The following is a 12,339-nucleotide window of genomic DNA, read 5'->3' as shown; positions in this document are numbered from 1 at the left end:
AAATGTTAAAACATAAAAAGAAAATAATTATAAGTGTAATTGCTATTTTAGTAAGTGGTATTGCTATTGTTGGTGGATATTATGGTATGGGTTACAATTATGCAAAAAAGAATGAAAACTACACAGAGAAACAAGTTCGTGAAATTTCTTTAGCTCATACAAATGGAGAAATTATTAATGTGAAAAAAGAATTCGAATTAGAAGATGACAACTTAGCACAATCAAAATTTGAATATGAAGTGGAAATCAAGACACCTGATAATCTGTTAAATATTTTAAAAGTTAGTGCTAGAACAGGTACAATAGAACTCAATAATGAAGATTAAATAAATACCGCGTATTTGAAAAAACTCCGAACAAAATTTGTTAGGAGTTTTTTCATGTTTATACTTTACTATTTTAAAATGTGGAAAATCTCCATACTTCTACAATCTATATAAATGACTCAAGCTTCGCATCTTTTGAATGCCCTGAAGCGCTAAACTTAAGCAAAATAATGAGATATTCTATGGAAGAAAGTTGAGGGAGCTAATCGCATATGTTTTATTGAAAGGATGTGATTGAATTATGGAACGGCCGAATTGGGGAATTGGAGGATTAGTATTCGTTGGCTGTATGTTTCTTGGTGGAGGAGTGGGATCTATGTTAGGTAATGCCCAAACTGGATGGCTAATAGGAATGGGCATTGGATTTCTTGGGATGGCTTTAACGAGACTGTTCAGAAAATAATGTAACTGAGATTCTTCTCCTGGTAAATAAGGAAATAAGTAAGTAATTCATGGCATAAGAGCTCTATAAATTATAGTTAGAATCTTCTCTTTTGTATTTGTCTTTTCTAAATTTCTCCATACATAGATACGATTCTCAAGTCGGAGGATAGCACCTTAGGGTGTCTTTTTTATGCTCTTTAAAAATGTCTTAACATATATAGCTGAGTTAATTTAAATAATCAAGAATAATTGAGCTAATAGCTCTCGGTAGATTGCCATCATTTTTTTAATAGATTAGATTCATTACCGTTTCAGACCTATGTATTCATTCATAACCTAACAGTAAAAGGGGGGATGATTAAAGGTATGGCGTTTAATGATGAATTAATTTGTCAACAGTTTGCAAGAATTATCGGCGGGCAAGAAGGATTCGCCGGTGGGAAATGCGTGGCAACAATAAACCGAGATGAAATACGAGCAACAATCTTGGGAAAACGTTTTAGAGTAACAACTTCCTTTTCATTCGAATCACGAGACAATAAAACTGGACGGGCATTATGCCTAGGCCGAGTAGCACTCTTACAAAAAGAAGTCACTGAATTTGTGGCGACAATTATTAAACAAGGAATAATTGTTTCGTCTATACACAATGAGTGGTTATGTGATGATCCAAATTTGATTTACGTTAATATCGAAGACGTTGATGATCCACTAAATTTTGCAAGAAAAGTGAGAAGAGCGTTATGCACGTAATCAATTTCTTTAGTTAAACGAGTGATTATATTAAATTGAAAAGTTCAGCGTGTTGGATGGTTTTATAAAACGAAAGAAGGTGTTTCATATTTGGAATGCCTTTTCTTTATGTTTTCGTTACTAATGTGGGTGGTTAACTGATTATATGCTGTTTATCTTGTAACAGCAAGAACTGGACGAGGTATCTTTAAAGATGTTTGACTATTTGTAGATACCATATTTTATCAAATGTTATTAGCATATCATAAAATGATAAGGGAGAAATCGTCAGAAAGATACGTCAAATTAGTCATTCCTTCTATAATCTAAGGAGGCGATTTTGTTTTTGAAAAATAATAGGTAAATCATTTGACAATTAAAATAATCTACTTTAATATATGTGCCATAGCATATATATGTTGAAACAAATACATTCATTGTGAATGATTGACTGGTATGCTATATCCTTTTATATCTTAATTTATAGAGGTGATATATGAACTTACATGATTTAATAGGCTATCTTGTTCATCGTACTGATGTGAAAATGACCAATTATTTTACGAAGAAATTAAAGCCTTATGGAGTTACGCCAGAGCAGTGGGGGATTATTAGTGTTCTTTGTAGCCAAAGGAGCACTACTCAAAAAGAATTGGCGGAAGCTATTGATAAAGATCAAACTACTGTTGTTAGAATGATACAGTCAATGGAGAGAAAAGGGATTGTAAAGAAGGCTTTGAATGACCAAGATAGGCGTTCACATAACCTTTTTTTAACTGAAAAAGGTGACGAATTAAAGAAAACAATCTTGCCTGTAGTGAAAGACGCTCATCATTTCGTTACGAGTAATTTGAGCGAGGAAGAAATTAAAGTATTACAATCGCTATTAAACAAATTGTATGATACACACTATTAATATTTGTTCCTTATTGATGCTATGCTATTCATAAGGAACAAACTTTGTTTTAGGTATTATATATGCTATAGCATATACTTTTTGTTTGTTTGAACGAATGGGAAGATAACTTTATTTTGTATCATATCTGATTCAGGTTCATTTTTTTGCTTAGTACCAGTCAAATTTTCGAATTATATATGCTATAGCACATAATTTTCAGCCCTTTAATATGGAAAAGGGTAATGTAAATGGAAGCGACTTCCATACGGGTAATCTCAGGAAATAGGGTAAAGGTAGTGACTACTACCTGAACAATACTGAGTTTTTATCAAATAATAAGAAAGGTGTGATTACTATTTTAATTTTCATCAATATTGTAAAAGTAGTGTTGTTTCTGTTCTTTTTAATGACAGGAATGAAAATTATATCCGGGAAAATGGCAGATGAGTTCAAACGATTTGGTTTACCTTCGTTTTTTAATTTCTTAACTGGAGCTTTTGAGATTGTAGGAGCGATTGGAATGTTGATAGGAATCTGGATTCCAGTAGTAGCTTTATGGGCAGGATTGTTATTAGGCGGTACGATGCTTGCAGCTGCATTAACGCTAATTGTATTAGCGAGAGATCCCTTTAAGAAAGCGATACCTGCACTTGTTTTGTTTGTCCTTAGTTTAGGGATAAGTTTGTATCACATTTTTTAAAAATAACCGAAAACTATTAAACTTTCACTTTATGCGTTCAAGTTACTATCATTATGTGATTATTTTACAAATAGGGGGATTCTCAAATTAGTGCTTGAATAATAATAGCAATACTGATTTAGACATTACGATCATTTGAATCATAATCAGTAAAAGAATGGGAAGAATTTTATATTAAAAATAGGAGTGAGTGAAAATGGCATATTTATTACAAGTTGATTTTCCGTTTGAAGGTCCTTTTGGTGAAGAAATGGAAAAAGGATTTTGGGATTTAGCAAAAAGTATTAACGAAGAAGAAGGGTTTCATTGGAAAATATGGACAGAGAATGAAGAAACAAAAGAAGCTGGAGGCATTTATGTATTTGAAGAAAAACAAGATGCTGAAAAATACGCGGAAATGCATAAGAGCAGACTTGAATCAGCTGGTGTTAAAGATATTAGAGTAAGAATTTTTAACATCAATGAAAAGTTAACTAAGTTGAATCGTGGTTTTATTAAATAATTCCGACAGTCGGGGCAAGCGTAAAAAGGAGGGGGATAATCCCCTCTTTTTTAATTCTTAAATTGATGGTGAGGGGGCTCGCATAAAAAATAAACCTAGTGCTATCATGAGATATTTTTTATTTGAACGATTTACAAGACTTCTTGACCAAATATTAGTAAACAATGTTGATAAAGCCTTAATAATATATAAACCAGAGACAGCAATTGCCGATTCTGTTATGTTAAGAACGATTAGGTTTAGAGAAATAATGTAGATTTTCGTTTTACTTTTATCTCAGCAAGTATAACACCGCTTAGAATAAGTAATGCTCCAATATACCCTTTGAGTGACAATACTTCGTTCATGAACAGGTATGCAAATAGTGCAGAAAATACAGGTTCTAATGAAAAAATGAGTCCTGTATGTGTCGGTGTTGTGTATTTCTGTGCCATCGCCTGAATGATGTAGGCAAAAGCACTGCAGAATATACTTAATACCAGTACAGCGATCCAACTTTCTTTAGTGGATGGAAGTTGCGGCTCTTCGAAAATCAGGGCAGAGAGTACGCCAAACCCTCCTGCAAATCCCAACTGAAGAATTCCAAGCTGCAATGTATTGGCCACTTTAGCCGCCCTTCCGGTGACAATAATATGAAAAGCATAAAAGAGAGCAGCGAGTATACAGAGTAAATCTCCAGAATTAAGTGTTAATTGATTATTCAAAGTCAGTAAACCAATTCCAGTCATTGCAACAAGGGAACTAATGATTAGTCTGTAGCTCAGTCGATCCTTAAACAGAACGATAGATAATAAAGGGATAAAGATTACGGTCAAACTGGCTAGAAAACCAGCATTTGAAGCTGATGTCGTTTTTAAACCTAAGATGACTGAAGCAGATACAAAGAAAAGTAAAAATCCTAGAATAAAGCCGTATTTTAAGGTGACAAAATGAATTGAATGAAATTGTTTAAAAAAAACAGCAGCACAAACCAAAAAAGCAATACCAAAGCGTAATGCAACAAGAGAAAATGAAGGGACAGTTTCCAATCCGATTTTCATAAAAAGGTAGGAAGTACCCCAGGTCATTGTAACAAGTAAGATCATAAGATTAGCCTTTATTGGTTTCATTTTTAGTTCTCCTTTACAATTTTTATGTACTTAGTTTAATTGTGATTCAAGTATTAGTAAAACGAATATATGTAATGTTATACTTGAACAAAATTCATACATGAGAAAGTAGGAGAATCGATGAGTCTGACTAAGTTAGAAATCTTTCTGAAGACGGTTGAAATGGGGAACTTATCAAGAGCGGCCGAAGCACTGAATGTGACTCAGTCAGGTGTCAGCCATGCGATTAGAAGTCTTGAATTGGAGTATGGTTTTCAACTGTTATCCCGGAATAAAACGGGCGTTCGATTAACAGAAAATGGTGAGCGTGTTTTAACGCATGTTCGTGAAGTAGTAAATCATAATGAGCGATTGAAGCAAACTGTTGCAGAGATTAATGGGATAGTGGCAGGAACTTTGCGCATCGGAACCTTTACAAGCGTTTCTATTCACTGGTTGCCTGCAATCATTCATCGATTTCACTTGGAATATCCTCGAATTGAAATCAAATTAATGGAAGGTGATTATGGAATGATTGAAACGTGGATTCAACAAGGGGTGATTGACTTAGGTTTTATGTCACTACCGTCGTCGGGCCATCTAGAATCTATTCCACTAAGAAAAGATCGAATGCTATGTGTCCTTCCTAAAAATCACTCATTAAGTAAACAATCTATAATTCAGTACGATCAGCTCGAGAAAGAGCCTTTTATTATGCCTGCTTCTTCATGTGGTTACGATGTTAGGAAAGTATTAGAAGCTGCTAGGGTTCATCTCGATATCCAATTTGAAACCGGTGATGATCATGCGATTGTCGCGATGGTGGAGAACGGGCTTGGAATCAGTGTCATGTCTGAACTCGCATTACAAGGACAATGCGAAAATGTTACGGTTGTGGAATTGGAAGACAAACCTAAACGATCGCTTGGGTTGTCACTTACTTCAATTAAACACGCATTACCAGCGACAAAACGTTTTATCGAACATACCCAAAAATGGCTGGATGGCGATTGAATATATAGGCAAGCAAAAGAAAATTAACATTTTATGATATTTAGTCCATATAGTGGTACCTTTTCAAAAGAAGAAATAAACGGGGAAAGAAAAAGAGCAACTCACAGAAGATATTCACAAAAGCTCTCCAATTATAAGTATGTAGTTAGTGTATTCATCTTATAACGTATAAAAAGACACTATAGAAAGTGTCTTTTTATACGTTGACATACTATGAAAGAAAATGTAGCGATTAATAATAATTTGTTGGATGCTTCTTGGTTAATCCTAGTATATTAATATAGACAAACGTAAATTAAGTTTTGAATATATATAGATTTTTTATGTTTGTACACATCGTTCGTCAACTTCTTTTCGTTTTGATAATTTGTTATTCTGATTTGTAATAACGATAATTAACTAGTAAGTTAGAATAAAGATTTAATACTTGCTAAGATTGTAAGTACTCCTACAATAATAACAAATACATTGCTCATTTTACCTCTATATTGAGCTAATACCGGTACTTTACGGATCGCATACATTGGTAATAGACATAAGATAGCAGCAACTAATGGACCGCTTAGAGCGTCAATGAGCCCAAGAATACTTGGATTTGCATAAGCAACGTACCAGCATGTTAATACGACAAAAGTAAGAATTACTGTCTTAACTGTTTTTTCTTTTATATCTTTTCCACGTGTTTTACCAAATTTGATAATCATGTCACGCATTACTTCATATGATCCTATATAATGGCCAAGGAAAGACTTTGTTATAGCCATAAAAGCAATAATAGGAGCTGCAATCGTAATTACTGGCGAATTAAGTTCATTAGCGAGATAGGATAGGATTGATAAGTTCTGCTCTTTTGCCACTTTTAAATCATCTGGAGTCAAACTCAGTGCGCTGCTCCAAACGAAGAACATAACAACAACGAACGTCATGATATAACAAATCTTTTGTATTTGAGCACATTTAGCATCAGTTGCTTCTATGCCATACGTAGATCTTTGTTTTATCACAAAAGACGAAATCATTGGAGAATGGTTAAATGAAAACACTATGATAGGTAGTATCATCCATATCGTTCCCAAATAACCTGTTCCGGTTGAAGCAGTAGAGACATCTGAAAAACTAAGCATTGATGTGTTCCACTGAGGAATTAGAGATATTGCGATAAATAGTAGAGAAGCTATGAAAGGGTATACTAGCAAGCTCATAATTTTTACAGTGATATCTTGACCAAAATTTAGTATAGCGATAAGACCCAGTACTAAGACAAGCGATAAAATGGCTCTTGAGGGCTCTTTCATATGTAATTGATTCACAATAAAACTACTTGCAGTATTTGTAAGTGCAACTGAATACATCAAGACAATTGTATAAATTGAGACGAAATATACGATGTTAAAAATAATACTCGCCTTATTTCCGAAATACTCTCTTATTGTACCCGTAATTCCCTCATCGGCAGAATTGGAAGCATATATCATTTTAGCAAGCGCTCTATGTGAGTAATACATAACTGGATAGGCAAGTAATGTAATGAGTAATAATGATAATAAACCACCTGAACCTGCATTAATTGGTAAAAAGAGTACTCCTGCTCCAATTGCTGTCCCAAAAAGGCTCAATGCCCACGTAGTATCTTGCTTATGCCACTTTTTAGGATCCAAATATTTCTCGTTTGTAATCACAGTATTTTCAGATTGCAATTCTATTTTTTTAGCAGTATTCCCATTCATATAATAAATCCTCCTTGTATCCTATTCTTAAGTCTTAGGAATATAAGTCGTTCTGGAAAATGAATCTCCTACAAGTTCCTCAAATCGTGTGTTCTTCTCTAATTGAATCTAAAACCCAATGTTTGTTAGCGCTTTCAAAATCTTTTGATTGTAGATGAGTGTATTTAAGTGAATAAGGATTAAAAAATTGTAAGTATGTCCAGAATTCCCCTAAAACTATTGCTTTTAATTCGTGAGACATCTGACTTCCATCCCTTTATATCGCTTCAATAACCTCGTCAACATTGTAGACAGTGCTAAGGCATAGCTAATGCGATGTCTTTTGCTACTAAAGAATTTTTAATGAATTTTCTTTTTGATTACACACCTTTCTTTGAGTGATTTTTTCATCTTGTTCAATTTTAGAAAGTTGATATTTTCTAAGGTGCTAATAGGTTATCCCTAGACGTCCTTATTATAGCTTGTATATTTATAAGTTAAATATTTTTGTATTTTAAGAAAAAATGAACAAACAGAATTTTGAATAGGTAATAAATTCAACATTACATGTAGTATTTGTGTCTAATGTTTGAAACTGTATTAGTTAGAGGGAAATCAGCAGTAATACAGGGGTTCTTAGATTTTCACATTGTTTATATTGGTAATCTCTTGTTGAGATACCTATATTTCTCTTTTTTGAAATATCTTATTTTTAGCGTGAAAGCTGTTGTAATAAATAATACATATAGATGATAGAAACTTATGTTAGGACATGTATAGGTGAGATGTTGAATATTAAATAGTAAATTTGTATTTAAATTCATTTTTCGAAATAAATAAACTTTTATGTGAAGTCAAATTCCTATCAAATTAATACAACTAAATGTTATTAAAATAAAAAATAATCAATTATAAAAGTGATTTTGAACGTAAGGAATTTGTAAGGAAGAGGTAAGAAAAAAGAGATTTTCATTGTGTAAGATGAAAATGTAAAGAAGAGTGAGAGGAGAAAAATACTATATATTTCTATAAAAAACAAATCAATTAATAAGACTTGTTTGGAGGAAAAGAGACATTACAGATTCAATGTCGTCCTTTTGCAGTGGGTTAAGAAGAAAGCTGTGTGATTAGTTCCAAACAGCAAATAACCATTTATACAATATGAATAGGGGAGAGGATTATTTTGATGAAAAAGCATCGTCAAATTACATGTTCAGGTTTAGCTCTATTAATAACTGGAGGTTCCCTGTTTTATACACCTCTAACCTCAAGTGTAAAAGCGGAGTCCATTCAAAATGTATCTAACTCGTTACAAACAAGCACTCAAAGAGACCGTAATTCCGTCAAAGAGGCAATGCGGGATACATTGAAACTAGGATATCCAGGGATACTTGCTAAAACTTCTGAGGGTGGAAAAACATGGAGTTATGCGGCTGGTGTAGCTGATCTGAGTAACAAGAAAGCAATGAAAACAGATTTTCGTTTTCGGATTGGCAGCGTGACAAAGACGTTCACTGCAACAGTTGTACTTCAATTAGCAGGAGAAAACCGCTTGAATTTAGACGATTCTATTGAAAAATGGTTGCCTGGTGTCATTCAAGGAAATGGATATGATGATAAACAGATTACTATCCGGCAATTATTGAATCACACAAGTGGTATCGCTAATTACACAAGGTCAAAGGATTTTAATATGATGGATACAAAAAAATCTTATACTGCTGAAGGATTAGTAAAGATGGGAATATCCATGCCTCCAGATTTTGCTCCAGGAAAGAGCTGGTCGTATTCAAATACAGGATATGTATTACTAGGAATTCTTATTGAAAAAGTAACTGGGAACAGCTATGCGGAAGAGATTGAAAATCGAATTATTGAACCACTTGAATTAGCGAATACATTCTTACCTGGAAATTCAAGCGTCATTCCAGGAACCAAGCATGCCCGCGGATATATCCAATTAGACGGAGCAAGTGAGCCAAAAGATGTTACTTATTATAACCCAAGTATGGGGAGCTCGGCCGGAGATATGATTTCTACAGCTGATGATTTAAACAAATTCTTTTCTTATTTACTTGGGGGCAAGTTATTGAAAGAACAGCAACTAAAGCAAATGCTTACAACAGTCCCTACAGGAGTAGATGAGCTTGGTAATTCCGGGCTTGGAATTTTCAAAATGAAGCTTTCAAACGGTGAATCGATATGGGGGCATGGAGGAACCATTCCTGGCTTTTTAACTTTTGCTGGAGGCACACTTGGAGGCAAGCATACATTGGCAGTCAATTTGAACAGCCTTAAAGCTGATACTCCTGATCCTTTTAAAAATATTTTACTTGCTGAATTTAGCAAGTAGTCTAAAAGTAAAAACGGGTAAAATTTATCATAGTTTCATAGTTACACAAAGGAATGATGAAAACGATCAATTATTTAAGGAGGTAATTCCGTGATGAAAAATAAGCTAACTGGTGTGTTAGCCACTGCATTAGCGGTAACTATGATTCTACCAATAGGAGCGAAAGCATTTTCTGAAAGTAAGACTACTGTTGTAACTGGTGAAGAAGTAGCTAGTCAGGAACTGAAGAAGATTGCAGCAGAGAAGGCGGAGCTACTTACGAAGTCCCATGGGGCAGCTAGCGTGCAGTATGCACTAATTGATAATGGAAAACTTATTTTGTCGGGTCAGGCTGGCAAGAACGATATGGAAGGGGAAAAGCCGCTAACCAAAGATACTTTATACGGGATTGGTTCAGTTAGTAAAATGTATGCAACAGCGGCTGTAATGAAATTGGTCGATGAAGGAAAAGTCGATTTGGATGCTCCTGTTGTCCGCTATGTTCCTGATTTTAAGATGAAAGACGGTCGATACAAACGTATTACACCGCGTATGTTATTGAATCACTCCTCTGGATTGCAAGGTTCTACGTTAGGTAATGCATTTTTATTTAACGATAATGATACCTATGCCCATGATACTTTGTTACAGCAATTGTCAAATCAAAACTTGAAGGCGGATCCTGGTGCTTTCTCGGTATACTGTAACGATGGTTTTACGCTGGCCGAAATTTTGGTGGAAAGAGTTAGTGGTATGAGCTTTACTGAATTTCTACATCAAAACTTTACAGGGCCTTTAAAAATGAATCATACGAAAACGCCGCAGGACAAATGGAGGGATGAAAATCGGGCTGGACTATATTACCCGGCGTACCAAGGGCAACTTCCAATTGAATCGGTGAATGTTATTGGTACGGGAGGTATATCTTCCACGGCAGAAGATATGGTGCGATTCTCACAACTATTTATGGGACAGGGAAAAGGAATCCTCTCTGATAAGGTAGTTAAGGGAATGGAGCAAGAGGAATATAAAAAAGGAATGTGGCCGGGGGCTGGCGAGAATATTTTTAACTATGGTCTTGGCTGGGATAGTGTAAAACTATACCCATTTAGTGAGTATGGGATCAAAGCTTTGGCTAAGGGCGGCGATACGGCATTGCAACATGCTATATTAGTCGTGCTTCCGGAACAGAAAATAGCAGCGGCTGTATTGACATCTGGTGGACGGAGCTCTACAAATCAGCTAATGGCAACTGAATTGCTGCTCGCTACGCTTAAAGAAAAAGGTACTATTAAGGAAATCAAGCCGAACAAATCCTTTGGTAAGCCGGTCAAAGTCAAAATGCCTCAAGGCGTAGCAAAGAAAGCTGGATTTTATGGTAATAGCGAAACTCATTTCAAAATTGAAATTACGAAGAACGGTGAACTATTCTTACCATCTAATCCAGAAGAAAAATATGTATATACTGCTGATGGAAGCTTTATTAATGAGGGGGGTACTTCCAAGCTCAACTTCGTAACCGAGAAGAATGGAAGAACTTATTTGAAGGAGAGCGCATATAAATCTCATCCAGGTTTAGGGCAAAGTGTGATGACCCACTATTTAGCTGAGAAACTAGAAGACAACGTGCTTTCGAAGAAAACCGCTGCTGCATGGGCAAAGAGGGAAGGTGTCAAGTTTTATCGTGTAAACGAGAAATTTAGTTCTATTCAATATCTTGTTCAGTCGAAACATCTTAGTACTCAAATTACTCGCAAGGAAGGCCCAGCAGGCTATTGGGATGGCAGAAAAATTACAGGTCCGAACACCGCGGTGCATCAGATCCAAGTACCCGTGATGAATGGTCGTGATACGACGGAAACGCATTTCTATACAGAAGGCGGCAATGAATATATGGAGATGGCTGGATTGTTATACGTAAGTGAATCTAATGTAAAACCAATTGATGTAGGCCAATCATCCAAAGTTACGTTGGATGCAAATGGGCATGCGAAATGGTTTACAATTCCACAAGCGGCAACAGACAAAAGGATGACCGTGACGCTGCCATCAAATGGTTCATTTGCGGTGTATGATGAGAAGGGAGTTTGCGTCAACTTCACCATTGTGAGTGGCAATAACAAGGTGGAACTTCCGAAGAATGGAACAATCGTATTCGCTGGGGCACCGAAATCGGAATTTGCAATCTCGGTGAACTAGCTATAATTTAAGATGATCTTAAACAAAACCAGTACGGTACAGAAAAGATGTATTACTGGTTTTGTTTGTATTTATGCATTCTCAATGAAAAAGCTTGAATAATATCACTCTCAAGCACTATAAAAACATCAAAACTAGAAAATTAGTATCTCTAGAAGATGTACAGTTTTTTGGGAGTTGAATAATTTTAACAGCGTAGAGAGATAAAATTTCTACTCTTTTTCTTCTTAATTGGGGTACGACCTCAATTAAGAAGGTTTCTTCAATTAATAGAAATGTATGTACATACACATTGTATTTTTATTCCATAACTTTTAAAATTTTGTTCACGATAGTTTGATATTGTAAAAAAAGAAAATATGTGGCACGACATCACTTTGTTTTTTATACAGCTTTGTAATTAAACTATAGTATTGTATTTTTTTTCATTATTGAAATTAGTAATAATAAAATGTATT

At 34.9% G+C, this 12,339-nt stretch carries 11 protein-coding genes and 1 pseudogene; 9 read left to right on the top strand and 3 right to left on the bottom strand.

What is annotated here, in order from left to right; translation table 11 throughout:
• Positions 1 to 2: 2 nt before the first annotated feature.
• The 6 genes from IBT51_RS08015 to IBT51_RS07990 all read left to right on the top strand — a co-directional run bounded on the left by IBT51_RS08015 (position 3) and on the right by IBT51_RS07990 (position 3,542).
• A complete protein-coding gene (locus tag IBT51_RS08015) occupies positions 3 to 326 on the top strand; it encodes a PepSY domain-containing protein (protein ID WP_000912131.1) in 324 nt (107 codons plus the stop codon).
• A gap of 241 nt (positions 327 to 567) precedes the next feature.
• On the top strand, positions 568 to 729 hold the full coding sequence (locus tag IBT51_RS08010) for a hypothetical protein (protein ID WP_000441009.1): 162 nt from the start codon (positions 568 to 570) through the stop codon (positions 727 to 729).
• Between the two features lie 335 nt (positions 730 to 1,064).
• On the top strand, positions 1,065 to 1,463 hold the full coding sequence (locus IBT51_RS08005) for a DUF1259 domain-containing protein (protein WP_000589730.1): 399 nt from the start codon (positions 1,065 to 1,067) through the stop codon (positions 1,461 to 1,463).
• Positions 1,464 to 1,938: 475 nt separating this feature from the next.
• Positions 1,939 to 2,358: a MarR family winged helix-turn-helix transcriptional regulator gene (locus IBT51_RS08000; RefSeq protein WP_001048563.1), complete on the top strand. Its 420-nt coding sequence runs from the start codon at positions 1,939 to 1,941 to the stop codon at positions 2,356 to 2,358.
• A gap of 331 nt (positions 2,359 to 2,689) precedes the next feature.
• The gene (locus tag IBT51_RS07995; RefSeq protein WP_200458232.1) at positions 2,690 to 3,040 is read left to right on the top strand and encodes a DoxX family protein; all 351 of its coding nucleotides are present in this window, start codon (positions 2,690 to 2,692) and stop codon (positions 3,038 to 3,040) included.
• Between the two features lie 196 nt (positions 3,041 to 3,236).
• Positions 3,237 to 3,542, top strand: coding sequence for a monooxygenase (locus tag IBT51_RS07990; RefSeq protein WP_098015689.1), 306 nt, complete (start codon positions 3,237 to 3,239; stop codon positions 3,540 to 3,542).
• Between the two features lie 87 nt (positions 3,543 to 3,629).
• On the opposite strand, the pseudogene IBT51_RS27000 reads toward IBT51_RS07990, so the two are convergent.
• Together IBT51_RS27000 and IBT51_RS07985 are read right to left on the bottom strand one after the other, a co-directional pair.
• Positions 3,630 to 3,800, bottom strand: a pseudogene (locus IBT51_RS27000) (MFS transporter); the annotation flags it as partial.
• Positions 3,782 to 4,651, bottom strand: a complete 870-nt coding sequence (locus IBT51_RS07985) for a DMT family transporter (protein WP_200458171.1) — start codon at positions 4,649 to 4,651, stop codon at positions 3,782 to 3,784. The pseudogene IBT51_RS27000 and the gene IBT51_RS07985, both read right to left, overlap by 19 nt.
• 120 nt (positions 4,652 to 4,771) lie before the next feature.
• Here IBT51_RS07985 and IBT51_RS07980 point away from each other — a divergent pair, with 120 nt between their 5' ends.
• On the top strand, positions 4,772 to 5,644 hold the full coding sequence (locus IBT51_RS07980; RefSeq protein WP_063547882.1) for a LysR family transcriptional regulator: 873 nt from the start codon (positions 4,772 to 4,774) through the stop codon (positions 5,642 to 5,644).
• A gap of 407 nt (positions 5,645 to 6,051) precedes the next feature.
• Here IBT51_RS07980 and IBT51_RS07975 read toward each other — a convergent pair whose 3' ends face one another.
• Complete coding sequence (locus IBT51_RS07975; RefSeq protein ID WP_200458172.1) at positions 6,052 to 7,371, bottom strand: aromatic amino acid transport family protein; 1,320 nt, start codon at positions 7,369 to 7,371, stop codon at positions 6,052 to 6,054.
• A 1,165-nt stretch (positions 7,372 to 8,536) separates the two neighbouring features.
• On the opposite strand from IBT51_RS07975, the gene IBT51_RS07970 reads away from it, so the two are divergent.
• Both IBT51_RS07970 and IBT51_RS07965 read left to right on the top strand, forming a co-directional pair.
• Entirely contained in the window at positions 8,537 to 9,703 is a 1,167-nt protein-coding gene (locus IBT51_RS07970) for a serine hydrolase domain-containing protein (RefSeq protein ID WP_200458233.1), read from the top strand.
• A gap of 93 nt (positions 9,704 to 9,796) precedes the next feature.
• The gene (locus IBT51_RS07965) at positions 9,797 to 11,881 is read left to right on the top strand and encodes a serine hydrolase domain-containing protein (RefSeq protein ID WP_200458234.1); all 2,085 of its coding nucleotides are present in this window, start codon (positions 9,797 to 9,799) and stop codon (positions 11,879 to 11,881) included.
• Positions 11,882 to 12,339 lie beyond the last annotated feature (458 nt).

This window comes from Bacillus sp. S71, assembly GCF_016625265.1.
Lineage (GTDB): Bacteria > Bacillota > Bacilli > Bacillales > Bacillaceae_G > Bacillus_A > Bacillus_A cereus.
This window is presented reverse-complemented; position numbering and strand designations above follow the sequence as displayed.